Here is a 25,006-nt window from a genome sequence, read left to right as displayed (position 1 = left end):
GTGCCGCGGCGAAGCGTCCTTTGCCGGACGAAACGCCGCCGGATCAAAGGCTTACGCCAGGCAGGATAGCACCACGCGCTGCAAGGTCGAGTGGGCGAAGAGCTTGGCGTTCAAGGGATGGGTGGCCAGCGCGCGCTGGCGCGTCAGCCAGCGCGCGGCCTCGGCCACCTTGGCCGGATTCATGCGCTCGGCAACCTGCGCGACCGCGCTGCCCAGGGCCGGGAAGTAGCGCGACGGCGCCCCCGCGCTGGCCAGCATCAGGTCGGTGTACAGGCGCTGCAAGGCGTCGATCCACTCAGTGGCCGCCACCTTTTCCAGGGCCTCGGCCAGCGTGCCCACGTCGGGCGACTGGCCCTTGGACAGCGGCCCGACCAGCTGGGTCAGCCAGGGCGGGCAAGCGGATTCGTTCGACTGGGCCAGCCTCAATGCCGCCAGCGGCGCGCCGCCGGCCGCAGCCAGCCATTCGCGGGCGGGTTCCACGTTCTGCTCGCGCAGCCATTGCAGCGCGGTGTCCGGGTCGGGTGCCGGCAGCGGCAGGCGGCGGCAACGCGACACCAGCGTGGGCAAAAGGCGGTCCGGCGCGTCCGCGACCAGCAGGAACACCGTGTGCGGCGGCGGTTCTTCCAGCACCTTGAGCAAGGCGTTGGACGACACCACGTTCAGCGCATGGGCCGGGTACAGCAGCGCCACGCGCCAGCCGCCGCGGTGCGTGGCGGTGTTGAACCAGGACTCCAGGGAGCGGATCTGGTCTATGCGTATTTCCTTGGACGGCGCGCGCTTGGCTGCGCCCGTGGCAGGTTCGGCGTCTTCCGAGGGTTCGGCGGCGTCCGCCCCCTCTTCCACCGCCACGGCTTCGGGCCGGATGCGGCGCAAGTCGGGATGATTGCCGCTGGCGAACCAGGCACAGGCGGCGCAACGGCCGCAGGCCAGGCCGTTGTCCGGGGTTTCGCACAGCAGGCTGGCCGCCGCGGCGACCGCGAAGTCCAGCTTGCCGATGCCGGCCAACCCATGGATCAGCCAGGCGTGGGCGAAGCGGTCGCGGTTGCCCAGCCAGTTGCGCGCCGTCTCGGCCTGCCAGGGCAGGAACTGCGGCGCGTTGGAAGCCGTGGCGTCCTCATCTTTGGCGGCGCGGGTCGCGTTCATGCCGCCTGCCCCAGCAATTCACGCAGTCCCGCCTCCAGGCCGGTGCGGATCTGGGCAATGGATTGGGTGGAATCGACAATGCGGATGCGCTTCGGATCAGCCTCGGCGCGGGCGTGGTAGGCCTCGCGGGTGCGTTCGAAAAAGGCCGCGCCCTCGCGCTCGAAGCGGTCCGGCTCGCGCGCGTCGGCCAACCGGGCGCGCGCCACTTCCAGCGGCACGTCGAAGAGCCAGGTGCGGTCGGGCTGGCCCGCCTGCATCCAGGCTTCCAGCGCGGCCACGCGCGCCGCGCCCAGGCCGCGCCCGCCGCCCTGGTAGGCATAGGTGGCATCGGTGTAGCGGTCGCAGACCACCCAGGCGCCGCGCGCCAGCGCGGGTTCGATGACCTGGTGCAGATGTTCGCAGCGTGCGGCGAACATCAGGAGCGTCTCGGTGTCCAGCCCCATGGGGTCGGTCAGCAGCAAGGCGCGCAACTTCTCGCCCAAGGGCGTGCCGCCGGGTTCGCGGGTGGATACCACGTCCAGCCCCTGCGCGCGCAGGAAATCGGCGATCCAGACGGTGTGCGTGCTCTTGCCCGCGCCGTCCACGCCTTCCAGCGTGATAAAGCGTCCGCGCGTGGTCATTGGTCTTGTCCTTGTACTTGTGCCTGTCCCTGATCCGGCTCGGGCGCGGCGTCCGGCGCCGGGCTGGCGCTGGGCGCGGCTGCGGGCGTGCCGTTGGCCTGGTTGCCAGTCGCTGCGCCGCGGCTCGAAGCCGGGCCGGGCGCGGCATTCTGGCTTTGGCCCTGGCCCAGGATATAGCGGGAAACGTTGCGGTTGTGCTCGTTCAGGTTGACCGAGAACTCGCTGGTGCCGTTGCCGCGGGAAACGAAAAAGAGGAACTTGTGCTGCTCCGGCTGCACCGCGGCCAACAGCGCCGCGCGGCCAGGCGCCGCGATCGGCGTGGGCGGCAGGCCCGGACGCGTATAGGTGTTCCAGGGCGTGTCGGTCTGCAGGTCGCGCTTGCGGATGCGACCCTGGTAGGCGTCGCCCATGCCGTAGATCACGGTGGGATCGGTCTGCAGCAGCATGCCGATCTTGAGCCGGTTGGTGAATACGCCGGCCACGCGGCGGCGATCCGGCCCATGGCCGGTTTCCTTTTCAACGATCGATGCGAGCACCAGGGCCTCGTAGGGCGTGGTCACCGGCAGGTCCGGCTGGCGCTTGGCCCAGGTGTCCTGCAGGATGCGCTGGCCTTCCTGGTAGGCGCGGCGCAGCAGGTCGTAATCGGTGCTGCCGGGCGTGAAGATATAGGTGTCCGGGAAGAACAGCCCTTCCGGCTGCTTGATTTCCGAGCCCAGGCGTTCCATCAGTTCTTCATCGGTGGTTTCGCCCAGCGTCTGCTTGACGTCGGGATTCGCGCGCAGCGCCTGGCGGATCTGGCGGTAGGTCCAGCCCTCCAGGAAGGTGATCTGCCGCTGCGTCATGTCGCCGCGCGCCAGGCGTTCCAGCAACTTCCAGGGCGAGTCGCCGTTGATGGCCTGGTAGCCGCCCGCCTTCATCTGCTTGTCGAGCTCGGACAAGCGCGCCATCCAGATGAAGCCAGGCTCCCAGACCGGCACGCCGGCATCGTTGAGCACCCGCGCCACCGTGCGCGGGCTGCTGCCCGGATCCACCACGAAATCTATCCTGTCGGCCTTCAGCTGCATGGGCTTGTGCGCCCAATACCAGGCGCCGCCCACGGCTGCGGCGGCAGCCAGCGCGATCAACAGGAAAAACCACAGGACGAAAAAAAAGAGTCGCTTCTTCATAAGTGTCGGAAGTTTAATTGATCGCGCGGACCTGTTGCGGCTAAAGGGGGGCGGAACGTAGCGCGCGGCCCTGCGCGCCGCGGGGACATGGCCCAGCCCGGAGGGGAACACGGCTATCATCAGCACTTTGATGACGCGATAACACCGCCTCCATGCACGCTTTCCATTCTTCGATTCCCGCCCGCGCGGAAGGTTGCGCGCAAATTGCGCCGCTGGACGACTTCCTGGTCTTTTCCGCATCCGGCGCGGACGCCCTCGGCTTCCTGCACGGCCAGCTCACGCAGGACGTCACCGGCCTGCCCCGGGACGCCGCCCGCCTGGCCGGCTACTGCACCGCCAAGGGCCGCCTGCTGGCCACCCTGGTGATGTGGCGCGCCGCCCCCGGCGCGGACGACGCGCCCCAGCTCTATGGCCTGGTGCGCCAGGATCTGGCGCAGGCGCTGCTCAAGCGCCTGTCGATGTTCGTGCTGCGCGCCAAGGCCAAGCTCGCCGCCACGCCGCTGCATGTGGCGGGCGTGACGGCTTCGGCCACGGACGTGGCCGCGCTGGAAGCCGCCGCCGGCGCGCTGCCGCGCGAACCCTGGCAGCGCGCCGACCTGCCGTCCGGCACCTGGATCGCCGCGCCGTCCGCCGACGCGCGCCTGCGCTGGTGGTGGATCGCGTCCGACGAACAACTGGAACAGTCCGCCGCGCTGGCAGGCGCGCTGGGCCTGGCGCCGGCCGCGCAATGGCACGCCGCCGACCTGGCCGCAGGCATCCCGTGGATCACTGCGGCCACGCAGGACGTCTTCATCCCGCAAACGGTCAATCTGGACCTGATCCAGGGCGTCAGTTTCACCAAAGGTTGTTATCCGGGCCAGGAAGTGGTGGCGCGCAGCCACTACCGCGGCACGGTCAAGCGGCGCATGGCATACGGCACCATTGCCGACGCCGCCGTCCAAGGCCAGGCGCTGGCCGGCATGGATGTCTATGACGCCAGCCAGCCCGGCGAACCTACCGGACGGATCGTGGACGCGGCCGGCGCGCAAGGCGCTGTCTCGGTGCTGTTCGAAACCACGCTGGCAGCCTTGCCGGAAGGCGACCTGCGGCTGGGCGCCGTGGACGGTCCGCGCATTGCGGCCGCTGCGCTGCCCTACTCCATCACGCCGTAAACCAAAGGCCGCCGCGCCTGAGCCGGCGCGGTTGCGCCGGGCCGGACGCTCCCAAGCCGGCCCTTACACCACCACGCCGAACAGCGCGCCCACCCCCGCCGTCACCGCCATCGCCAGGCCGCCCAGGATCGTCACCCGCAACGCGGCCGGCCCCTTGGGCGCGCCGCCTGCGCCCGCAGCCAGAGCGCCCAGGCCGGCCAGACAGGCGACCGATGCGCCGATGACCCACACAATCAATTGCGGCAAAGGCGCTGTCGCCGCCACGGCCAGCGGCAAGGCCGCGCCGCCCGCAAACGAGGCCGCGGACGCCACCGCGGCCTGCACCGGACGGGCGCGGTTATGGATGGAGATACCCAGCTCGTCGCGGGCATGCGCGTCCAGCGCATCGTGGCTGGTCAATTGCCGTGCCACCTGCTCGGCCAGGTCGCGGGTCAGGCCGCGCGCCACGTAGATGTCGATCAGTTCGGCCAGTTCCTCGCCGGAATTGCGCTTGAGCGAGCGCTGCTCCATGCGCAGGTCGGCGGCCTCGGTATCGGCCTGCGACCGCACCGACACGTATTCGCCCGCCGCCATCGACAGCGCCCCCGCCACCAGTCCGGCCACGCCCGAGGTCAGGATGGCGTCATGCGTGACCTGGGCCGCCGCCACGCCGGTAATAAGGCTGGCGGTGGACACGATCCCGTCGTTGGCGCCCAGGACGGCCGCGCGCAGCCAGTTGCTGCGGAAAATCCGATGATGTTCTTTTGAAGGCATTGCCAGAAACCCATGCGCCGCGCGATGAACGCGTGGCGGGTCCGGCTTGCGCAGGACCCGCCACGCGCGGGATTCAGCGCGGCGTCACGCGCACCGCGGTAAGCAAGCCTATCACGCAAAGCGTGGCTTGCTCGCCGTCGTACGCATGCACCTCGACCTGGCAGACGGACAGGCGCTTGCCCGGCTTGACCACGCGGCCGCTGGCCACGTAGCGGCTACCCTTGGCGGGCGCCAGGAAGTTCATCTTGAACTCCGAGGTCAGCACGTCCTCGCCAGGCCCAAACAGCGTGTAGGCGGCATAGCCGCCGGCGCTGTCGGCGATGGTCGTGGAAATGCCGGCGTGCAGAAAGCCGTTCTGCTGGCACAGGTCGGCTCGGTAAGGCAGCACGATGTCCACCCTGCCCGGCTCGACCACGTCCAGTTGCGCACCCAGCAATGTCATGATGCTTTGCCGGGCGAAGCTCTCCTGGACCCTGGCGGCCGGGTCCAGCGGCGTTTGCGATGACGCCATGTCAGTCCTGCTCGCGCTTGACCAGGTTGACGATGCTGGAGAAGTCCAGCTTGCCCGAACCGCCGGAGCTATGCAGCGAATACAGGTTGCGCGCCAGCTCGCCCAGCGGGATCGAGGCGCGCGCCGACAGGGCGGCCTCGGCCGCCAGGCCCAGGTCCTTGAGCATCAGGTCCACGCCGAAGCCGCCGGCGTAACCCTTGGAGGCCGGCGCGTGCTCCATCACGCCGGGCCAGGGGTTGTAGAGTTCCGTGGCCCAGTTGCGCCCGGAGCTCTTGGCGATGATGTCCGACAGCACCTTGGGATCCAGCCCGTTGGCCACGCCCAGGGCCAGGGCTTCGGAGGTGCCCGCCATCAGGATGCCCAACAGCATGTTGTTGCAGATCTTGGCCACCTGGCCGGCGCCGGCCGGGCCTGCGTGGAAAATGTTCTTGCCCATTTTTTCCAGCACCGGACGGGCGCGCTCCAGCGCCGCGGCCTGGCCGCCGACGATGAAGGTCAGCGTGCCGGCGGCCGCGCCACCCGTGCCGCCGGACACCGGCGCGTCGATCATGGCGATGCCGCGCACCTCGGCCGCCTGCGCCACCTTGCGCGCCGAGTCCGGCGCGATGGTGCTGCATTCGATGACCAGCGCGCTGGACGGGATCTTGCCCAGCAGGTCCTCGCCCAGGTACAGCCCTTCGACGTGCTTGCTGGCGGGCAGCATCGAAACCACCACCTCGGCGCCCTTGACGGCTTCCGAAGCGGACGCGGCGGCGCGGGCGCCGGCGTCCGTCAGGGTCTTCACCGCTGCCGGCACCAGATCGAAAACCGTCACGCTATGTCCGGCCTTGACCAGATTCAATGCCATGGGCGCGCCCATATTGCCCAAACCGATAAACGCGATGCTGCTCATGATGTCTTGTCTCCTGTTGCTATTGCTATAGGTGTGAAACCATCGTGGTACTAGCGTTGCCGCGCCGGCGGGCGGCGGCCGGTCCGCCGCCCGCCGGCGCCTAGCGGCCTTCCTGGCCCAGGTCCGCCAACGGGTGGGGCTCGCCCTCGGGCCAGGGTTCGTCAAAGAATTTCTGCACCCAGGCGTCGGTCGCCATGTCGATGACGGCGGGATTCCAGCGCGGCTTCTTGTCCTTGTCGATCAGCAAGGCGCGGATGCCCTCGGCGAAATCGCCATGGGCGGTGCAGGCCAGCGCCGCGATGTACTCGGCACGGAAAACGTCGTCCAGCGAGCGCAGGCGCAGCCGCTGCTGCAGCGCGAACGACAGGCGCACCGATCCAGGCGAGCCGGCCAGCATCGTCTGCGCCGCGCGCGCCAGCCACGGATCCTCGTGGTCCTTCAGCGCGGCCAGTTCTTCGTAGATGTCGTCCAGGCGATTGCCGCTGCACAGGCTGTTGATCAGGAACGAGTGCTGCCGCAAGTTGCCCGGCGCCAGCGGCGTCTTGGGCTCCAGCGCCGTCAGGGCGCGGCGCAGCAGGCCGTCGTTGATCGCGCGCGGAGGAATGGCATCCTCCGCCGCGCCGGCCGCCTGGCCGGCCCAGGGCTGCTCTTCCAGCGAAGCCAGCAGCTTGGGCCAATCCGCGTGATCCAGGCGGAAGTCCGCCAGGCCCGCGAAGAAAGCGTCCGACGTACCCAGCTGCGCGCCGGTCAAGGCCAGGAACAGTCCGATCCTGCCTGACATGCGGTTCAGCAGCCAGCTGCCGCCCACGTCCGGAAACAGGCCGATCGTGACCTCCGGCATCGCCAGGCGCGAGGTCTCGCTGACCACGCGGTGGCTGGCGCCCATCATCAGGCCGATGCCGCCGCCCATGACGATGCCATGGCCCCAGCACAGCACCGGCTTGGGATAGGTGTGGATGCGGTAGTCCAGCCGGTACTCGTGCTCGAAGAAGCGGCGCGCGTAGGCGTTGTTCCAGCCCGGCTTGCCGGCGTTTTCCGTCATGCTGCGGTACAGGCCATGCAGGTCTCCGCCCGCGCAGAAGGCCTTGTCGCCCGCACCCTGCAGGACCACCAGGGCCACGCCGGGATCGCGGGCCCAGGCGTCCAGCCGTTCGGCCAGCAGGTCCACCATTTCCAGCGACAGGCCGTTCAGGGTCTGCGGCGAATTCAGCGTCGCGATCCCGAACCGTACTCCATTGGCAGCGGTTTTTTCTTCGAACAGCACCGGTGCATTCATCTTATGTCGGCTCCTTTTTCCAACAATTGGCGGGCGATGATCACGCGCATGATCTCGTTGGTCCCCTCCAGAATCTGATGAACGCGAGTATCGCGCACCAGACGCTCCAAGGGATAGTCCCGCAGGTATCCGTAGCCGCCGTGGATCTGTTGCGCGTCCAGGCAGATCTGGAAACCCATGTCGGTGGCGAAGCGCTTGGCCATGGCGCAGTAGGTCGCCGCGTCCGGCGCCCCCGCATCCAGCTTGCAGGCCGCCAGGCGCACCATCTGGCGCGCCGCCACCAGGTGCGTCGCCATGTCGGCCAGCTTGAATTGCAGCGCCTGGAACTCGGCCAGGCGGCGGTTGAACTGCCGCCGTTCGTCCATGTAGCGCCGGGCGGCATCGAGCGCGCCTTGCGCCGCGCCGACCGAGCAGGTGCCGATGTTGATGCGTCCGCCGTCCAGGCCCTTCATGGCGATCTTGAAGCCCTCGCCCTCCTGGCCCAGCATGTTGGCCGCCGGCACGCGCACGTTCTCGAAGGTGATGGGGCGCGTGGACTGGCTGTTCCAGCCCATCTTCTCTTCCTTGCGGCCGTAGCCTATGCCCTCGCTGTCGGCCGGAATGGCGAACGCGCTGATGCCGCCCGCGCCCTCGCCGCCGGTGCGCGCCATGACCACCAGCAGGTCTGTGTCGCCACCGCCCGAAATGAAGGCCTTGGCGCCGTTGACGATGTAGTCATCACCCTGGCGCTGCGCCCGGGTCGACAGCGATGCGGCGTCCGAACCGGCGCCCGGCTCGGTCAGGCAATAGGACGCCAACTTCTGGCCGCTGGCCAGCAACGGCCCCCAGGCTTCGCGCAGCGCGGGCTGGCCCCACTTGCCGACCATCCAGGTGGCCATGTTGTGGATCGTGAGAAAGGCCGTGGTCGACGGGTCGACCGCCGCCATTTCCTCGAACACCAGGGTGGCATCCAGGCGCGGCAGGCCCAGCCCGCCGATGTCCTCGCTGGCATAGATGGCGCAAAAACCCATTTCGCCCGCACGGGCGAAGGCCTCGCGCGGGAAGATGCCTTCGGCGTCCCAGCGCGCCGCGTTGGGCGCCAGTTCGCCCTCGGCGTAGTCGCGCGCCGCCTGCGCAAAAGCGCGTTGCTCGTCGGTCAGTTCCAAGTCCACAGCCTGTCTCCTGTTGTACTGAGTATTGTCTGTTGGCGTTGCTGCCGTCTCGTGAACGCCAGCTCGTCGATTTTGACATGACGTTGACGTAAACGTAAATGCGTGACGGTGCCTATGTTACGCCGGAAGCGGCAAAGGAATTTGTCCTATTTGCGACATTGTGCGGGGCGGCGCGCCACCCCTCGGAGCGCTTCCCTACAGCAGCCCGGCCGGGCGCACCCTGCCGTTCTTGGCCGTCTTGGCGCGGCGGTGTTCGGCGCGGCGGCGCCGCGATTCCTTGGGATCGAAACTCAGGCCGCGGTAGATTTCCACCCGGTCGCCATCGGCCAGCCTGGCCTGCGGCTCGGTGGCGCGTCCGAAAATACCCACGCCCCGGCTCCAGGGCTGCACCACCGGAAAAGCCTGGGCAAAGCCGCTGGCCGCGAGCGCGTCGGCCACCGTGGCGCCGTCGGGCAGGCGCAATTCACGCAGCCAGACATGGCCCGGCAGGGCATAACAGACGCTGACGCCGATCTGCGCCGCGAACGGCTCATTCGCCATACTTGGCCTGCGCGCGCTTGGTGAAGGAATCGATGAAGCTGGTGGCGATGCGGTTGAACACCGGGCCCACCACCATTTCCAGCGCGCGGTTGGAAAACGCGTACTCCATGGTGAACAGGACCTTGCAGGCGTCCTCGGCCAGCGGCTGGAACTCCCAGTGCCCGACCAGGCTGGAGAACGGGCCGTCGACCAGTTCCAGGTCGATCCGGTCGGGATAGGCATGGGTGTTGCGGGTGGTGAAGCGCTGCTTCATGCCCGCGAAGCTGATCAGGATGGAGGCCTGCATGCCGTGCTCGTCGCGGGTCTGCACCTCGGCGCCGCCGCACCAGGGCATGAACTCGGGGTACTTCTCCACGTCGGCGACCAGATCGAACATCTGGGCGGCGCTGTAAGGCACCAGGACGGATCGTTGTACTTTGTGCATCGACTATCGCAAATGGCTAGAATGGCACGATTTTACCGGCACAACACGACCTGGGGCCAAAATACGCCTAGCGCGGGCCCGCGGCACCCAGGCACAAGGGCTTTATGAGCATTATCGACAATCGCAAGGCCACGCACGACTATTTCATCGAAGACCGCTACGAGGCCGGCCTGGTGCTGCAAGGCTGGGAAGTCAAGGCGATCCGCGATGGCCGCGTGCAGCTCAAGGAAAGCTACGTCATCGTGCGCGACGGCGAGCTCTACCTGCTGGGCATGCACGTCAGCCCCCTGCCCACGGCCTCCACCCATATCCACCCCGACGCCATGCGCACGCGCAAGCTGCTGCTCAAGGCCGAGGAAATCAGCAAGCTCATCGGCAAGGTCGAGCAACGCGGCTACACGCTGGTGCCGCTCAACCTGCACTACAAGAACGGGCGCATCAAGCTGGACTTCGCGCTGGGCCGCGGCAAGAAGCTGTTCGACAAGCGCGACACCGCGCGCGAGAAAGACTGGCAGCGCGAGAAAGAGCGCATGATGAAGCACGACACCCGCGCCCCGCGCAAGGGCAAGGACGACTGATCAGGCGGCCTCGGGCAGCGTCTGGCGCTCGGCCTCCTGCCCCGGTCCCGTGATGCGGTTGCGCCCGGCCGACTTGGACGCATACAGCTTGCGGTCGGCCCGCTCGAAAAACGCCTGCAGGCTCTCTCCGGGCATCCAGTCCGCGACTCCGGCGCTGAACGTATAGGAAATGGTGCTGCCGCCGTGCGCACAGGGCGTGCGCCGCACCGAATCCAGCAGCCGCTCCGCCACATCCATCACTGCATCGCTGCGCATGTCCGGAAACAGCACCGCGAACTCCTCGCCGCCGACGCGCCCGACGTGGTCGCCAGTGCGCAGCGTGGCGGTCGCCAGCAGGCCGAAATGGCGCAGCACCGCATCCCCGGCCGCGTGGCCATGGGTATCGTTGATGCGCTTGAAATAGTCGATATCCAGCAACAGCAGCGTCAGCGGCCGCCGCGTGCGCAGCGCCTGGGCGCAATAGCGCTCGGCCTGCAGCCACCACGCCTTGCGCGACATCAGGCCCGTCAGGAAGTCGGTGCTGGCCTCCTGTTCGCGGTCGGCCAGCATGCGGTCGTGGATGATCATGATGGTGCCCAGGGTCAGGCATGGCATCGTCAGCACGCCCAGCGTCATGAACGCGACGTTCCATGCCGTGGGCAGCAGCAGGGCCTGCGCGATGGCGATGTCGAACATGTAGACGACGGCCCGCGTTGCGCACACCAGCGCGGAGATCAGGGCCACCACGCGCACGAAATGGTAGCTGTAGCGCGACCGGTTCATCGGCATGCCGCGCTTGACCGTCATGGCAATGGCCACCATGAACCCGAACATCAGCCAGGACATGACCACCATGCGCGGCCCGACCTGGGGATCGATATAGGTGTAGTACGCCAGCGCCAGCAGCGCCGTACAGGAAGCCAGCGCCATGAGACGCTTGGGCACGGTCAGGCCGACCAGCCGGCGCAATCCCGTGTAGTAGGCGCAAAGCGCCAGGGCAACGGCGGTGTTCGCCGCCATCACCGACACCCACAGCGGCGCCTCGGTAACCTGGAAGGCGTAAAGCCCGAAAGCCGCCAGCGTCAGCAGGTTGGCGCGTATCGCCTCCTTGATGCCCGCCATGCCGCTGCGGGCCAGCGACCCCAGCACGCACAGCGCAAGCACTCCCGCCAATGCTGCTATCAAAAGCAAGTTAACGGGAGCGATCATCGTCAGGCGCCGCCAGGCGCGGTTATCAGCTGTTGCGGGTGGACTTCACGATAGTCATGGCGGAAGCGATCATGCCGCCCACGTCCGCCAGGTTCGCCGGCAGGATCAAGGTGTTGCCTTCCTTGGCGACATTGCCGAAGGCCTCGACGTAGCGCTCGGCCACCTTCAGGTTCACCGCTTCCATGCCGCCCGGCTGGCGCACGGAGTCCGCCACCTGGGTGATGGCCTTGGCGGTGGCCTCGGCGATCGCCAGCACCGCGGCGGCCTCGCCCTGGGCCTGGTTGATCTGGGCCTGCTTCTCGCCTTCGGAACGGGCGATGGCGGCTTCGCGCTCGCCGGTGGCGATATTGATCTGTTCCTGGCGGCGGCCTTCCGAGGCCGCGATCAGCGCGCGCTTTTCACGTTCGGCGGTGATCTGCGCCTGCATCGCGCGCAGGATCTCGTTGGGCGGCGTCAAGTCCTTGATCTCGTAGCGCAGCACCTTCACGCCCCAATTCAGCGCCGCCTCGTCCAGCGAAGAGACGATGTTGCTGTTGATGGAGTCGCGCTCTTCGAAGGTGCGGTCCAGTTCCATCTTGCCGATGACCGAACGCAGGGTCGTCTGCGCCAGCTGGGTAATGGCCGAGATGTAGTTCGACGAGCCATACGACGCGCGCATCGGATCGGTCACCTGGAAGTACAGCACGCCGTCGACCTGCAGCTGCGTGTTGTCGCGCGTGATGCAAACCTGGCTGGGCACGTCCAGCGGGATTTCCTTGAGCGAGTGCTTGTACGACACGCGCTCGATGAACGGAATGACGAAGCCCGCGCCGGGCGACAGGACCCGGTCGAACTTGCCCAGGCGCTCGACCACCCAGGCGTGCTGCTGAGGCACGATGGCGATCGCCTTGATGACTATCAGTATCGCCAGCGCGACGATGACGAGCAGGACGATGGTGGATGTATCGATCATCATGATTCGGAGCCTCTCCTTCTGGTAAATACATATGCGGGAAACGTCCGGACCTTGCGGACGCCCGCAGCCGGTCCCGCCCGCGGCGGGATGGCCTTCGTCAGACCGAACCCGGCACGCCCCTGGGGGCCAGCACCAGGATCGAGCCGCGCATTTCGATGATGGTTTGTTCTCCGGCCACGGGCGGCTGGCCCTGGGCCAGCTCCGCCTGCCAGTGCGCGCCGCGGTACCAGACGCGCGCGGTGCCCTGGTCGGACCAGGCTTCTACCGACACCGTCTGGCCGATGTCCAGGTTGACGTCGGCATTGCGGGCGGAATCGACCTCGCGCTTTTTCAGCACGCGGGTCTTGCGCAGCACCAGCAAACCCAGCAGCAGCACGATGCCGCAGCCTACCAGTTGCCATTCCAGGCCTGCGCCGAACCATGCGGCCACGCCCCCGGCCGCCAGCCCCAGGGCCACCAGCAGCAGATAGAAAGTGCCGGTCGCCAATTCCCCGATCAGGGCCAGCGCAGCCAATCCCAGCCAAATCCACATAGTCTTCGTTCGCCCGAAAGGATGAGTCTCTGAGCGGAATTGTACGTATTTCCGGGACGGAACGGAAAAGCGCCTTTCATCACGGATCGGAGGGCTGGATTATGATGTGCGCTGGCGGTGGATCTCCCCCTGGAACCCGGCGCCCGCATCCTTTACGCACAAGCCCCCAATGACCGCTGCAATACCCACCGCTCTCCCCGTCCTGATCCTGCACACCGGCGATCCGGACGACACGCTCAAAAGCCAGTTCGGCGGCTATGCCGAACAACTCGCGCAGGCCGCCGGCCTGACCGCCGAGGCCATGGAAATCGTGCCCGTCCATGAAGGCAAGCGGCCGCAGGCTCCCGCCCGTTATCGCGCCGCGCTGATCACGGGTTCGCCCGCCATGGTGACCGACAAGGAACCCTGGAGCGAGGACACCGCCGCCTGGCTGCGCGAAGCCGCCGCAGCCGGCCTGCCCATGTTCGGCGTCTGCTACGGCCATCAGTTGCTGGCCTACGCGCTGGGCGGCAAGGTCGGCTACAACCCCGCCGGGCGCGAAGTCGGCACCCAGACCGTGGAACTGCTGCCGCCCGCGGCCGGCGACAAGCTGCTGGCCGGACTGCCGTCCACCTTCCCCGCCCAGATGCTGCATGCGCAGACCGTGCTGCAGCCGCCGCCTGGCGCCGCCGTGCTGGCGCGCTCGGACCTGGACGAACACCAGATGATCCGCATCGGCCGCAACGTGTTCTCGACCCAGTTCCATCCCGAATTCGGCCCTGACTTCATCCGCGCCCATCTGGAACGCTTCGGCCGCCGCTATGCGGCTGAAAATCTCGACGTCCCGGGGCTGTCCGCCAATGTCCGCGCCACGCCCGTCGCGGGCGGTCTCCTGCGGCGCTTTCTGGACGCCTACGCACCCGCGTAGCGCCCTGCGCGGCCACCGCGCAATATACGGAGTGCGGCGGCGGAAGGCTTTTGAGACGATGGGTCCAAGCGCGCGAATCCACGCGCAACAGGAGCTTTTTCATGAACCAAGCCGCCGCCCTGAGCAAACAGCACGCCGCCGCCATCGAGCGCGCCTGCCGCGCCCTGGAAGCCGAGCAGCCGCCGGATTTGTCCACCCTGGCCGAACAGGCCGGCATGAGCCGCTTCCATTTCCACCGCGTCTTCAAGGCGGCCACCGGCATCACCCCCAAGGCCTACGCCGACGCCCTGCGCGCCAGCCGCGCCCGCCAGCATCTGAAGCAGAGCGCGAGCGTCACGGACGCCATGTACGACGCCGGCTTCAATTCCAGCGGCCGCTTCTACGAAGCCGCCCCCGCCATCCTGGGCATGACGCCCACCGCCTTTCGCAAGAGTGGCGAGGGCGTGGATATCCGCTTCGCGGTGGCGCAATGCTCCCTGGGAGCGCTGCTGGTGGCGGCGAGCGATACCGGCATCTGTGAAATCGCGCTGCACGAAGACCCGGAACAATTGGTGCGCAACCTGCAGGACCGCTTCAAGGCCGCCCGCCTGATCGGCGCGGACGCGCAATTCGAAGGCTGGGTGGCGGCCGTGGTGGGCTTCGTCGAAGACCCCTCTCGCGGCCTGGACCTGCCCCTGGATGTGCGCGGCACGGCCTTCCAGCGCCAGGTATGGCAAGCCCTGCGCGAGATCCCCGTGGGTGAAACCGCCACCTATACCGACATCGCCGAACGCATCGGCTCCCCACGCGCCGTGCGCGCCGTGGCCCGCGCCTGCGCCACCAACAACATCGCGCTGGCCATTCCCTGCCACCGGGTGGTGCGCACGGATGGCTCGCTGGCTGGCTACCGCTGGGGCATAGACCGCAAGCGCGAACTGATTGCGCGCGAAGCGCTGGCGGCGTAGCCCTTTCCCGCCTGCACGCATAAAAAAACCCCGCGCCCTTGCAGGCGCGGGGTTTTCACATCGGCAAACCGATCAGCTCTTGGCCAGGCGCTGCCAGGTATCGACAACGGTGTCCGGGTTGAGCGACATCGACAGGATGCCCTCTTCCTTCAGCCATTGCGCGAAGTCCGGGTGATCGCTGGGGCCTTGGCCGCAGATGCCCACGTACTTGTTGGCGGCCAGGCAAGCCTTGATCGCGCGGCGCAGCATGAACTTCACGGCCTCGTCGCGTTCGTCGAAGTCGGCGGCCAGCAGCTCCATACCCGAATCGCGATCCAGGCCCAGCGTCAGCTGGGTCATGTCGTTCGAACCGATCGAGAAGCCGTCGAAGTACTGCAGGAATTCGTCGGCCAGGATGGCGTTGGACGGCACTTCGCACATCATGATGAGCTTCAGGCCGTTTTCGCCGCGCGCCAGGCCGTGCTTGGCCAGCAGGTCCACGACCTTGGCCGCCTGGCCCAGGGTGCGGACGAAGGGCACCATGATCTCGACGTTGGTCAGGCCCATTTCATCGCGCACCTTCTTGAGCGCTTCGCATTCCATGCGGAAGCACTCGGCGAAGTCCTCGGCGATGTAGCGCGACGCGCCGCGGAAGCCCAGCATGGGGTTTTCTTCCTCGGGCTCGTAGCGCGAACCGCCGACCAGCTTGCGGTACTCATTGGACTTGAAGTCCGACATGCGCACGATGACGGGCTTGGGGTAGAAGGCGGCGGCGATGGTCGCCACGCCTTCGGCCATCTTCTCGACGAAGAAGGCGCGCGGGCTGGCATGGCCGCGAGCGGCCGATTCCACGGCCTTCTTCAGTTCGCCATCAACGTTCGGGTAGTCCAGCACCGCCTTGGGGTGGATGCCGATGTTGTTGTTGATGATGAATTCCAGGCGGGCCAGGCCCACGCCGCCGTTGGGGATCTGCGCGAAGTCGAAAGCCAGCTGCGGGTTGCCCACGTTCATCATGATCTTCAGATCGATGGGGGGCATGTCGCCGCGACGCACTTCTTCCACTTCGGTTTCGATCAGGCCGTCATAGATGCGGCCTTCGTCGCCCTCGGCGCAAGACACGGTCACGGCCTGGCCTTCCTTGAGCAGGTCGGTCGCGTTGCCGCAGCCCACGACTGCCGGAATGCCCAGCTCGCGCGCGATGATCGCCGCGTGGCAGGTGCGGCCGCCGCGGTTGGTGACGATGGCCGAGGCGCGCTTCATCACGGGCTCCCAGTTGGGATCCGTCATGTCGGTGACCAGAACGTCGCCGGGCTGGACCTTGTCCATGTCGGAGATGTCGCCGACCACGCGCACCGGACCCGCGCCGATCTTCTGGCCGATCGCGCGGCCGGTGATCAGGACCTGGCCGGTGGCCTTCAGGCGGTAGCGCTGCTGCACGTCGTTGGCGCCCTGCTGCGACTTCACCGTTTCCGGACGCGCCTGCAGGATGTAGATCTTGCCGTCGATGCCGTCGCGGCCCCACTCGATGTCCATCGGGCGGCCGTAGTGCTTTTCAATGATGACGGCGTAGCGAGCCAGCTCGTTGACCTCGTCGTCGGTCAGCGAATAGCGGTTGCGCTCGGACACCGGCACGTCGACCGTGCGCACGGCGCGGCCTTCGGGACGCTCGGGATCGAACTCCATCTTGATCAGCTTGGAGCCGATGCGACGACCCACGATCGGGTAGTGGCCCTGGGCCAGCGTCGGCTTGAAGACGTAGAACTCGTCGGGGTTGACCGCGCCCTGCACCACCGTTTCGCCCAGGCCGTAGGACGAGGTGATGAAGACCACGTCCTGGAAGCCCGATTCCGTGTCGATGGTGAACATGACGCCGGCGCTGCCCTTGTCGGAACGCACCATGCGCTGGATGCCGGCCGACAGCGCGACGTCGGCGTGGGCGTAGCCCTTGTGCACGCGATAGGAAATGGCGCGGTCGTTGTACAGCGACGCGAACACGTGGCGGATCTTGTCCAGCACGTCGTCGATGCCGACGACGTTCAGGAAGGTTTCCTGCTGGCCGGCGAACGAAGCGTCGGGCAGGTCTTCGGCGGTGGCGGAGGAGCGCACGGCGAACGAGCCCTTGCCATCAGCGTCGAGCTTGGCAAAGGCGGTACGGATCTGCGATTCGAACTCGGGCGAGAACGGCGCGTCGATGATCCATTGACGGATCTGCGAGCCGGCGTTGGCCAGTTCGCGCACGTCTTCGGGGTTCAGCGTGGTCAGGCGTTCGGCGATGCGCTTGTCCAGGCCGGAGGCCTTGAGGAAGTCGCGGAAAGCATCAGCGGTCGTGGCAAAGCCGCCCGGCACGCGGACACCCGCGCCAGACAGCTGGCTGATCATTTCACCTAGTGATGCGTTCTTGCCTCCTACCGAGTCCACGTCCGTCATGCGGAGCTGCTCGAACAAAACAACGTACGACATTGAAGTCACCTTTTACAATGGAATGAAAGCGAGTTTGGTCAATGCGTCGGAAAGCTGGATCACAGCCCCGATTTACGCGCTGACCAAACTGGCCTTGGACCGCCCTTGGGGTGACTTATAGGGGCCTGATTGTACTCGGTGGAGTGCGTCCGGCCATCTGCCTGGTTGGAATTTTTTACACATGACATCTACCCCGATCGTACGCACGGTATACATCGTTTCCGACAGTACCGGCATCACCGCAGAAACCTTCAGCCAGTCAGTGCTTTCGCAGTTTGAAGAGGTCAATTTCAAGCCTGTCCGCCTGCCCTTTGTCGACACGCTGGAAAAGGCCGCGGAAGTGGCCATGCGCATCGATCGCAGCGCCCAGGAGGCCGGTGTTCCCCCGATCGTGTTCAGCACCCTGGTCAATCCGGATATCCTGGCACGCGTTCGGCAGGCGAACGGCGTTTTCCTGGACCTGTTTGGCACTTTCGTCAGCCACATCGAGCAGGCGCTGGGCCTGAAGTCCAGCCATTCCATCGGCCGCTCGCACATGCAGGCCAATTCGGAAAAATACCGCAACCGCATCGACGCCATCAACTTCAGCCTGGCGCATGACGACGGCCAGTTCGTCAACCAGCTGGACCAGGCGGACGTGATCCTGGTCGGCGTATCGCGCTGCGGCAAGACGCCCACCAGCCTGTACCTGGCCATGCAATACGCCATCAAGGCCGCCAACTTCCCGCTGACGCCGGACGATTTCGAGCGCGGCACCCTGCCTTCGACCATCGCCCCGCACCGCGGCAAGCTGTTCGGCCTGTCGATCCAGCCCGAGCGCCTGGCCGAAGTCCGCAACGAGCGCCGCCCCAACAGCCGCTACGCGCAGCTGGAGCAATGCCGCTACGAAGTGGCCGAGGCCGAACGCATGATGCGCCGCGAGGGCATTTCCTGGCTGTCCAGCACCACCAAATCGATCGAGGAGATCGCCACGACGGTGCTGCAGGAAGTCGGCCTGGACCGGGGCTGAAAACGACAAGGGCGCGCCCATGGCGCGCCCTTTCCTGCAACGTGCTCCGGATCAGGGACGCAGCTTGACGCGTTCGCGCGAGCCCGCGCCCCAGTACTTCAGCGGTCCCATTTCCTGTTGGGCGGTCGCCTCCGAGTCTTCCAGGCGCATGTCCTGGCGACCCATATTGGACGAATTGCCGCTCACGCCTTCGATGCTCAAGCGCACGTAACGGGTCTGGCCCGGGGCCAGCGTGAACGACAGTTGTTCGTCGTCGCGCAAGGTGTCGACCACGTACTGGCCGGCAGGCCGGTTCACGTAAAAGAAGCTGCCCGGCTTGGAACGGCCGACCTTGACGCCGTTCACGCGCAGGTATGGCTGGGCCGACACCACGCCAACCGGCGCCGGCGGCTGGTAGAAGTAGATCCGCCCCGTTTCCGGCACCATCATGGGGATGGTGCTGGCGACGTCCTTGTACCGGGGTCCGCCGCAACCTGCCAACAAGGCCGCGCCCAGCACGGCGGCAGCCACCATCTTGAACCTGCGCTTCATTCCGTCTTCTCCGATTTGCCGATCCCGCTGGCCACCCAACATGATTGGTCCAGGCGCGAAAGTATGTGAATGAATTTAAACACTACATATTGTAATTTTACTCATAGCGCAGCGGCTCGCGCTCGCGGCGTCCCGCACCCCAATAGCGCAGGTCAGACATCGCCTGCACGGCTACGTCAGCGGAGCCCTCCAATCTCAGGACCTGCCTGCCGCCCGCAATATCGACGCGCACGTATTGGGTCTGCCCGGCGGCCAGCGGAACCTTGAGCGCGTCCTTGCGCTCCTTGCGGTCAGTGGCGGTGATCACTTCCACCTCGCCGGGCGCGCGGTCCACGAAGAAGAAACGACCGGATTTGGAGCGACCGACCTTGCGGCCGTCGACCAGGATCGCGGGCTGCGCGACCTTGTCGCCGTTGGACGTCACGGGCTGGTAGAAGTAAATCCGGCCTTCCGCAGCCTCCAGCGCCGGGATGCGGTCCGCCACATCGCCATACCGGGGACCGGCGCACGCAGAAAGCAACACCGCCGCGCCCAGCGCGGCAAGACTCGATTTGATCCAGCTTTTCATGTCCCGTCCTTGATCGGATCCCGGCCGCCAGACGCGGCTCAGGACCGCTCCGGCTCGGGCAAACGGGGCAGTATAAACAGGGGACGGTGCCCGCAATCCGCGGAAAAGCGGCGAAACGAAGGGCAGATCGGCGTTCAGTCCGGCTTGCCGCGCAAAGCCTGGCGCCGCTGCTCGAAAAGGCAGATCGCGGCTGCGGCGCCCACATTGAGCGATTCCACCGCCACCATGTCGTGCGGAATACGCACCTTGAGGCTGGCGGCGGCAATCAGCTCCGCGGCCACGCCCTGGCCTTCGTGGCCGAACACCCAGGCGCAACGTTCCGGCAACAAGCCTTCGTACAGATCGCGCGCGCCGTCCAGCGCGGTCGCCACCATCGGCACCTTCAGCCGCGGCAGCAAGGCAGCCAGATCCACGTGTTCGTGGATGGCCAAGGCGAAATGGGCGCCCTGGCCGCTGCGCAGCACCTTGGGAGACCAGGCCGCGGCCGTGCCCGTGGCCAGGAAGACGCGCTTCACTCCCGCTGCGGCGCAGGTGCGCAGCAACGTGCCGACATTGCCGGGATCCTGGATGCGGTCGAACAGCACGCAGTTCTCGTCCACAGCGTCAGGCAAGTCCAGAACCGGCGGCGTCACCTGAAAGGCCACGCCCTGCCCGCTTTCCACGGCTGCCAGGGACTGCATCAAGCGCGCGTCCAGGGCCAGGCAGTCGCGGTCCGGCACAGCGGCCGCAAGCGCCGCTATGTCGGGCTGGGACAAGCGCTCCACATCGAAGATGGCCTGATCGGGCGCGCCGTGATGCTGCAGCCAGGCCTGGCACAGGTGGACGCCATCCAGCAGCACCGGCGCGCCGCGCTTGCCCGCCGTGCCGGCCAGCTTGGCCAGCGCCTTGACTGCGGGATTGTCGCGAGAACTGATGTGCTTCATGAAGTCAGGCCGAAGGCCTTGATGGGGGCGAAGCTGCGCCGATGTTCGGCGCAGGGGCCGTGCTCGCGCAGCATCTCCAGATGCAGCGGGGTGCCATAACCCTTGTGCTGATCGAAGGCATATTGGGGATACAGGGCATGCAGGCGCAGCAGGTCTGCATCGCGCGCGGTCTTGGCAAGAATGGAAGCCGCGGAAATCGCGGGCACCAGGGCGTCGCCCTTGATGACGGTCTGCACGGTGCAGCCGAGCTTGGGAGCCTGGTTGCCATCCACCAGCGCCAGCTGCGGCAAGGTGGACAAGCCCTGCACCGCGCGCTGCATCGCCAGCATCGTGGCGCGCAGGATGTTCATGCTGTCGATCTCGGCCACGCTGGCGCTGGCGATGCACCAGGCCACGGCAAATTCCTGGATCTCGAGCGCCAGCGCCTCGCGCGTGGCAGCCTTGAGCACCTTGGAATCCGCCAGGCCCGCGATGGGCCGCGCCGGATCCAGAATGACCGCCGCCGCGTACACGGCGCCCGCCAGCGGGCCGCGGCCCGCCTCGTCCACGCCTGCCGTGATCATGACGGGCTGTTCAGGAGCCGCGAACAGGTCAGGCTGCTCCACCGGCCACCTCCAGGATCGCCTGCGCAGCCAGCGCGGGCGTGTCGCGCAGCAGCTCCTGATGCAGGGCGGTAAAGCGGGCTTCGATGCGCGCCCTGCCCGCGTCGTCGGTCAGGGACGTCCAGGCCGCCTCCGCGAGTTTCTCGGGCGTGGCGTCGTCCTGCAGCAGCTCCGGCACGGCAAAATCGCGCAGCAGTACGTTCGGCAACCCCACCCAGGGCAGGTAGGGACGCTGCTGGCCGGACTTCCAGGCCATGATGCGGCGCATCCAGGGCGACAGCACGTAGGAAATCACCATGGGCCGCTTGTACAGCGCCGTTTCCAGGGTGGCGGTGCCGCTGGCCACCAGCACTGCCGTGGCCGCTTCCATGACGGACCAGGCCACGGGCGCCTGGCGCTCTCCGCCCTCGCCGTGCAGATCGTTCGCGGTGACGCAGCGCAGTCCAGGCACGGGGTGTTGGGCCAGGATGGCCTGGAACTCCGCGCGCCGCTGGTCGTTGACCATGGGGACGACGCATTGCAGGGCCGGATCCTTCTTCTGCAGGATCTGCGCGGCTTGCAGGAAGCGCGGCGCCAGCAGACGGATCTCCGACGAGCGGCTACCCGGCAGGATCGCCAGCACGCGCGCATTCTGGTCGATGCCCAGACGCTCGCGCGCCGCGGCGCGGTCGGGCTGCATGGGCACGGCGCCAGCCAGCGGATGGCCCACATAGGTGACCGGAATGCCTTCCTTGCGGTAGATCTCTTCCTCGAACGGGAACAGCACCAGCATGTGCGACACCGACTCGCGGATCTTATGGATCCGCTCATAGCGCCAGGCCCAGATCGACGGTCCGACGAAATGCACGGTGGGCGTGCCCGCCTGGCGCAACTGGTGTTCCAGCCGCAGATTGAAGTCCGGCGCATCGATACCGACGAACACGTCGGGCGGCTGCGCCAACCAGCGCCGCTTGACGTCGCGATAGGTGCCAAGCAGGCTGGGCAGGCGCTTGAGCGCGTCGACATAGCCGAACACGGTCAAGGCATGCATGGGGTGCCAGGTATCGAAGCCGCGGGCCTGCATTTGCGGCCCGCCGATACCCTCGCAGCGCACGCCGGCGTCGCGCGCTTGCAGACCGGCAATGATGCGACCGGCCAGCAGGTCGCCCGAAGGCTCGCCGGCCACCATGCCGATCCGAGCGTTCATGGACGGATGATGCCGCGGCTCGCGACGTCCAGGAAGTCGAGCATGGTCTGCAGGTGCGGGGCGACCTCGGGCTCCGCCTGCTGGCGGGCGCGCAGTTCGGCCCGCGCCGCGTCCAGGGACAGGCCCCGGCGGTAGATGATCTTGTAGGCGTCGCGCAGCGCCGCAATGTCGGCGGCCGTAAAGCCGCGGCGCTTCAGTCCTTCGACGTTGACGCCCACCGGACGGCACGGATTGCCCGCAGCCAGCACGAACGGCGGCGTGTCCTGCATCAGGGAGCTGTTGCCGCCCGTCATGCTGTGCGCGCCGATGCGCGAAAACTGGTGCACGCCGGTCAGGCCGCCCACGATGGCCCAATCGCCAACGTGGACGTGGCCGCCCAGCTGCACCGAATTGGCCAGGATGGTGTTGCTGCCGATGTGGCAATCGTGTGCAACGTGCACGTACGCCATGACCCAGTTGTCGTCGGCAATCGTCGTAACGCCGCCGTCCTGCACGGTGCCCGTGTTGAGCGTGACGAATTCCCGGAACGTATTGCGGTCGCCGATTTCCAGGCGGGTAGGCTCGCCCTGGTACTTCTTGTCCTGCGGCATGCCGCCAATCGAGCAGTACCGGTAGAAACGGTTGTCGCGCCCGATGGTCGTCACCCCGTCCACCATGCAGTACGGGCCGATCTCGGTGCCCGCGCCTATGGTCACGTTGGGACCGATGGTCGCGAACGGACCGACCACGACGGTCGGGTCGAGCTTTGCCGCCGGATCAACGACGGCGGTGGGGTGAATGTTTCCTGCCATTTACTCTTCCAGGCTGCGAATCGCGCACATCAGCTTGGCCGAAGCGACTTCCTGGCCATCCACCGTCGCGCGCGCTTGATACTTACAGATGCTGCGGCTCAGGCGTTCGGCTTCGACCTCGATGCGCAACTGGTCGCCCGGCACCACGGGGCGGCGGAAACGCGCGCCGTCGATGCCGACCAGGTAATACGCGGTCTTGGAACCTTCGCACTTCAGGCCGCCATTCTCGTCGGTGAACGAGAACAGGGCGGAGGCCTGAGCCATGGCTTCCACGATGAGCACGCCCGGCATCACCGGGTGGTGCGGGAAATGGCCGTTGAAAAACGGTTCATTGATCGAGACGTTCTTGATGGCCACGATGGACTTGCCAGGCACCATTTCGACGACGCGGTCAATCAGCAGCATCGGATAACGATGCGGCAGCCTCTCCATGATCCCCTTGATGTCGAGTTCCATTTTTCTATGCTTTCCTGCGAAGTAAAGTAATTGTGCGGCGCGGACGCGCCAGGGGCGGCGATGCGCCGCCCTAATCTTTTTCCAGCGTCCGCACGCGCCGGCGCAATTGCGCCAACTGTTGTATCACGGCGGCGTTGCGCTGCCATTCGCCATGTTCCGCGTACGGGAAGACCCCGGTGTAGCGGCCAGGCTTCGAGATGCTGGACGTCACCGCGGTGCCGCCGGAGACATGCACATCGTCGCCCAGCGTGAGGTGCCCGGACAGCATGGCCGCTCCGCCTATGGTGCAGCGCTCGCCGATGGTGGTCGAGCCAGCCACGCCAACGCAGGCCGCAATCGCGGTATGCGCGCCGATCCGGCAGTTGTGGGCCACCATGATCTGGTTGTCCAGCTTGACGCCATCGGCCAGGACGGTGTCTTCCAGCGCGCCCCGGTCGACGGTGGTGTTGGCGCCGATTTCGACGTCGTCACCGACCGTCACGCCGCCGAGCTGGGGAATCTTGCCCCAGGCGCCCTTGCCCAGCGTGGGATCCGGCGCGAAACCGAAACCATCCGCGCCCAGCACAGCGCCGCTATGAATGATGGCGCGTGCGCCCACCTTGACGCCGTCGTACAGCGTGACGTGGGCGTACAGCCGGCTGCCAGGGCCGACGGACGAGCCTGCGCCAATGACGCAGCCAGGTCCGAGCACGGTATCGCGGCCGATGCGGGCGCCGGATTCGACGACGCAATTCGGGCCGATGCGCACGCCTTCTTCGATGATGGCGTCAGCGGCGACCACCGCGGAAGGATGCGTGGACGCGGGCAACTCGGGCCGTCTCGCGGCATCGAACCATTGCGCCACGCGGGCGTAAAGCAGATAGGGATGCTGACAGACGACCAGCGCGAACGGCGGCCGGGCGTTGCCCTCGGCCTCCAGAGCCTGCGCCACGTCCGGCGAGACGATGACGGCGCCAGCCTGCGTGGCGCCTAGCTGGCTCTGGTAGCGGGGGTTGGCCAGGAAAGCGATTTCCTGCCGTCCCGCCGATGACAGGGTTCCGATGCCGCAGACCCGCATGGGGTCCGCGCCGGGAACCGCGCTGATGCGCCAGTCCATCCCCTGGGTGTTGGCGGCGCTCAACAGTGTTTCCAGCGTTGGCGCGCGGGCAAGATCCAGTAGAACCGGCATAACGTGACGGGTGCTGCTTACTTGCCCAGGCTCTGGATCACCTTGTCGGTGATGTCGATGCGCGGGTTGACGGTCACTGCGTCCTGGATGATCAGGTCGTAGTTTTCCTGCTCGGCGATGCGCTTGATGGCGTCGTTGGCCTTCGTCACGATGCCCGAGAATTCTTCGTTGCGGCGGCGGTTGAAGTCTTCCTGGAACTCGCGGCGCTTGCGCTGCAGGTCGGTATCCAGGTTGGACAGTTCACGCTGGCGCTTGACGCGATCGGACTCCGACAGGACAGGCGCGTCCTTGTCGAACTTCTCGGCTTGCGAACGCAGGCTGTTGTTCAGGCGCTGAAGCTCGTCGTCGCGCTTCTTGAATTCAGCTTCGATCTTGCTTTGCGCTGCCTTGGCCGGACCCGACTCGCGCAGGATCCGCTCGGTATTGACGAAACCGATCTTCGTGCCTTGGGCCTGCGCGGGAATCGCAGCAGCCGAACCGAGAATGAGCGCACCTACCAGGGCAATGGAGCCGCCCAGTTTGCCGCGGCGCGTGGTGCGCAGCGATTTCGAGGTTTTAAGTGCGGAATCAGACATCATGAAAATCTCACCTTCCAGTAAGGC

Annotated in this window: 28 protein-coding genes; 5 read left to right on the top strand and 23 right to left on the bottom strand. The window is 66.8% G+C overall.

The window, feature by feature from the left end:
• Positions 1 to 51: 51 nt before the first annotated feature.
• Genes holB through mltG form a run of 3 tightly spaced genes read right to left on the bottom strand, consistent with a single transcriptional unit; the run spans position 52 to position 2,929 of the window.
• A complete protein-coding gene (gene holB, locus HV793_RS12440) occupies positions 52 to 1,143 on the bottom strand; it encodes a DNA polymerase III subunit delta' (RefSeq protein ID WP_175213250.1) in 1,092 nt (363 codons plus the stop codon).
• Positions 1,140 to 1,763 (bottom strand): dTMP kinase, encoded by a 624-nt coding sequence (gene tmk / locus HV793_RS12435; RefSeq protein ID WP_054456747.1) that lies wholly within the window; start codon positions 1,761 to 1,763, stop codon positions 1,140 to 1,142. The genes holB and tmk overlap by 4 nt, the downstream gene beginning before the upstream one ends.
• Positions 1,760 to 2,929, bottom strand: coding sequence for an endolytic transglycosylase MltG (mltG, locus tag HV793_RS12430; RefSeq protein WP_054456746.1), 1,170 nt, complete (start codon positions 2,927 to 2,929; stop codon positions 1,760 to 1,762). The genes tmk and mltG overlap by 4 nt, the downstream gene beginning before the upstream one ends.
• A gap of 152 nt (positions 2,930 to 3,081) precedes the next feature.
• On the opposite strand from mltG, the gene ygfZ reads away from it, so the two are divergent.
• The gene (gene ygfZ / locus HV793_RS12425; protein WP_175213249.1) at positions 3,082 to 4,080 is read left to right on the top strand and encodes a CAF17-like 4Fe-4S cluster assembly/insertion protein YgfZ; all 999 of its coding nucleotides are present in this window, start codon (positions 3,082 to 3,084) and stop codon (positions 4,078 to 4,080) included.
• Between the two features lie 63 nt (positions 4,081 to 4,143).
• On the opposite strand, the gene HV793_RS12420 is transcribed toward ygfZ, so the two are convergent.
• The 7 genes from HV793_RS12420 to HV793_RS12390 form a co-directional block, all read right to left on the bottom strand.
• A complete protein-coding gene (locus tag HV793_RS12420) occupies positions 4,144 to 4,833 on the bottom strand; it encodes a VIT1/CCC1 transporter family protein (protein WP_175213248.1) in 690 nt (229 codons plus the stop codon).
• Between the two features lie 73 nt (positions 4,834 to 4,906).
• Positions 4,907 to 5,344 carry a PaaI family thioesterase gene (locus HV793_RS12415; RefSeq protein ID WP_175213247.1) on the bottom strand — a complete coding sequence of 146 codons (438 nt, stop codon included), beginning with the start codon at positions 5,342 to 5,344 and terminating at the stop codon, positions 4,907 to 4,909.
• A gap of 1 nt (position 5,345) precedes the next feature.
• Complete coding sequence (gene mmsB / locus HV793_RS12410; protein WP_054456742.1) at positions 5,346 to 6,236, bottom strand: 3-hydroxyisobutyrate dehydrogenase; 891 nt, start codon at positions 6,234 to 6,236, stop codon at positions 5,346 to 5,348.
• Positions 6,237 to 6,336: 100 nt separating this feature from the next.
• Positions 6,337 to 7,512, bottom strand: a complete 1,176-nt coding sequence (locus tag HV793_RS12405) for an enoyl-CoA hydratase/isomerase family protein (protein WP_054456741.1) — start codon at positions 7,510 to 7,512, stop codon at positions 6,337 to 6,339.
• On the bottom strand, positions 7,509 to 8,663 hold the full coding sequence (locus tag HV793_RS12400; RefSeq protein ID WP_054456740.1) for an acyl-CoA dehydrogenase family protein: 1,155 nt from the start codon (positions 8,661 to 8,663) through the stop codon (positions 7,509 to 7,511). The genes HV793_RS12405 and HV793_RS12400 overlap by 4 nt, the downstream gene beginning before the upstream one ends.
• 195 nt (positions 8,664 to 8,858) lie before the next feature.
• The gene (locus tag HV793_RS12395) at positions 8,859 to 9,203 is read right to left on the bottom strand and encodes an RnfH family protein (RefSeq protein WP_175213246.1); all 345 of its coding nucleotides are present in this window, start codon (positions 9,201 to 9,203) and stop codon (positions 8,859 to 8,861) included.
• Entirely contained in the window at positions 9,193 to 9,627 is a 435-nt protein-coding gene (locus tag HV793_RS12390) for a type II toxin-antitoxin system RatA family toxin (RefSeq protein ID WP_042793335.1), read from the bottom strand. Before HV793_RS12390 ends, HV793_RS12395 begins: the two co-directional genes overlap by 11 nt.
• A 104-nt stretch (positions 9,628 to 9,731) precedes the next feature.
• Between HV793_RS12390 and smpB the strand changes: the two genes are divergently transcribed.
• Positions 9,732 to 10,205, top strand: coding sequence for an SsrA-binding protein SmpB (gene smpB, locus HV793_RS12385; RefSeq protein ID WP_054456738.1), 474 nt, complete (start codon positions 9,732 to 9,734; stop codon positions 10,203 to 10,205).
• Here smpB and HV793_RS12380 read toward each other — a convergent pair whose 3' ends face one another.
• The 3 genes from HV793_RS12380 to HV793_RS12370 form a co-directional block, all read right to left on the bottom strand.
• A complete protein-coding gene (locus tag HV793_RS12380) occupies positions 10,206 to 11,393 on the bottom strand; it encodes a GGDEF domain-containing protein (RefSeq protein WP_054456737.1) in 1,188 nt (395 codons plus the stop codon).
• A 25-nt stretch (positions 11,394 to 11,418) separates the two neighbouring features.
• On the bottom strand, positions 11,419 to 12,345 hold the full coding sequence (locus tag HV793_RS12375; protein ID WP_054456873.1) for an SPFH domain-containing protein: 927 nt from the start codon (positions 12,343 to 12,345) through the stop codon (positions 11,419 to 11,421).
• Positions 12,346 to 12,445: 100 nt separating this feature from the next.
• Positions 12,446 to 12,880 carry an NfeD family protein gene (locus HV793_RS12370; RefSeq protein WP_054456736.1) on the bottom strand — a complete coding sequence of 145 codons (435 nt, stop codon included), beginning with the start codon at positions 12,878 to 12,880 and terminating at the stop codon, positions 12,446 to 12,448.
• 169 nt (positions 12,881 to 13,049) lie between these two features.
• On the opposite strand from HV793_RS12370, the gene HV793_RS12365 reads away from it, so the two are divergent.
• Positions 13,050 to 13,787 (top strand): glutamine amidotransferase, encoded by a 738-nt coding sequence (locus HV793_RS12365; RefSeq protein ID WP_054456735.1) that lies wholly within the window; start codon positions 13,050 to 13,052, stop codon positions 13,785 to 13,787.
• Positions 13,788 to 13,888: 101 nt separating this feature from the next.
• On the top strand, positions 13,889 to 14,731 hold the full coding sequence (locus tag HV793_RS12360) for a bifunctional transcriptional activator/DNA repair enzyme AdaA (protein WP_054456734.1): 843 nt from the start codon (positions 13,889 to 13,891) through the stop codon (positions 14,729 to 14,731).
• Positions 14,732 to 14,803: 72 nt separating this feature from the next.
• Here HV793_RS12360 and ppsA read toward each other — a convergent pair whose 3' ends face one another.
• A complete protein-coding gene (gene ppsA / locus HV793_RS12355) occupies positions 14,804 to 17,170 on the bottom strand; it encodes a phosphoenolpyruvate synthase (protein ID WP_054456733.1) in 2,367 nt (788 codons plus the stop codon).
• Between the two features lie 181 nt (positions 17,171 to 17,351).
• Between ppsA and ppsR the strand changes: the two genes are divergently transcribed.
• Positions 17,352 to 18,179, top strand: a complete 828-nt coding sequence (gene ppsR / locus HV793_RS12350) for a posphoenolpyruvate synthetase regulatory kinase/phosphorylase PpsR (RefSeq protein WP_042793329.1) — start codon at positions 17,352 to 17,354, stop codon at positions 18,177 to 18,179.
• Between the two features lie 51 nt (positions 18,180 to 18,230).
• On the opposite strand, the gene HV793_RS12345 is transcribed toward ppsR, so the two are convergent.
• The 9 genes from HV793_RS12345 to HV793_RS12305 form a co-directional block, all read right to left on the bottom strand.
• Entirely contained in the window at positions 18,231 to 18,710 is a 480-nt protein-coding gene (locus HV793_RS12345) for a DUF2846 domain-containing protein (RefSeq protein ID WP_054456732.1), read from the bottom strand.
• A 97-nt stretch (positions 18,711 to 18,807) separates the two neighbouring features.
• Positions 18,808 to 19,278, bottom strand: a complete 471-nt coding sequence (locus HV793_RS12340) for a DUF2846 domain-containing protein (protein WP_054456731.1) — start codon at positions 19,276 to 19,278, stop codon at positions 18,808 to 18,810.
• A 134-nt stretch (positions 19,279 to 19,412) separates the two neighbouring features.
• The gene (locus tag HV793_RS12335) at positions 19,413 to 20,201 is read right to left on the bottom strand and encodes a TrmH family RNA methyltransferase (protein WP_175213245.1); all 789 of its coding nucleotides are present in this window, start codon (positions 20,199 to 20,201) and stop codon (positions 19,413 to 19,415) included.
• A complete protein-coding gene (rnhB, locus tag HV793_RS12330; protein WP_370127902.1) occupies positions 20,198 to 20,806 on the bottom strand; it encodes a ribonuclease HII in 609 nt (202 codons plus the stop codon). The genes HV793_RS12335 and rnhB overlap by 4 nt, the downstream gene beginning before the upstream one ends.
• Positions 20,793 to 21,989, bottom strand: coding sequence for a lipid-A-disaccharide synthase (gene lpxB, locus HV793_RS12325; RefSeq protein WP_175213244.1), 1,197 nt, complete (start codon positions 21,987 to 21,989; stop codon positions 20,793 to 20,795). Before lpxB ends, rnhB begins: the two co-directional genes overlap by 14 nt.
• Positions 21,986 to 22,780: an acyl-ACP--UDP-N-acetylglucosamine O-acyltransferase gene (gene lpxA / locus HV793_RS12320; RefSeq protein ID WP_125470835.1), complete on the bottom strand. Its 795-nt coding sequence runs from the start codon at positions 22,778 to 22,780 to the stop codon at positions 21,986 to 21,988. Before lpxA ends, lpxB begins: the two co-directional genes overlap by 4 nt.
• Positions 22,781 to 23,236 (bottom strand): 3-hydroxyacyl-ACP dehydratase FabZ, encoded by a 456-nt coding sequence (gene fabZ, locus HV793_RS12315; RefSeq protein WP_008167730.1) that lies wholly within the window; start codon positions 23,234 to 23,236, stop codon positions 22,781 to 22,783.
• Between the two features lie 70 nt (positions 23,237 to 23,306).
• Positions 23,307 to 24,404, bottom strand: coding sequence for a UDP-3-O-(3-hydroxymyristoyl)glucosamine N-acyltransferase (gene lpxD, locus HV793_RS12310; protein WP_118933669.1), 1,098 nt, complete (start codon positions 24,402 to 24,404; stop codon positions 23,307 to 23,309).
• Between the two features lie 17 nt (positions 24,405 to 24,421).
• Complete coding sequence (locus HV793_RS12305; RefSeq protein WP_054456725.1) at positions 24,422 to 24,982, bottom strand: OmpH/Skp family outer membrane protein; 561 nt, start codon at positions 24,980 to 24,982, stop codon at positions 24,422 to 24,424.
• Positions 24,983 to 25,006 lie beyond the last annotated feature (24 nt).

The sequence above is a fragment of the Achromobacter aegrifaciens genome (assembly GCF_902859965.1).
Taxonomy (GTDB): Bacteria; Pseudomonadota; Gammaproteobacteria; order Burkholderiales; family Burkholderiaceae_B; genus Achromobacter; species Achromobacter aegrifaciens.
Note: the sequence above shows the minus strand (reverse complement) of the source record. Positions and strands in the feature narration are given on the sequence as shown.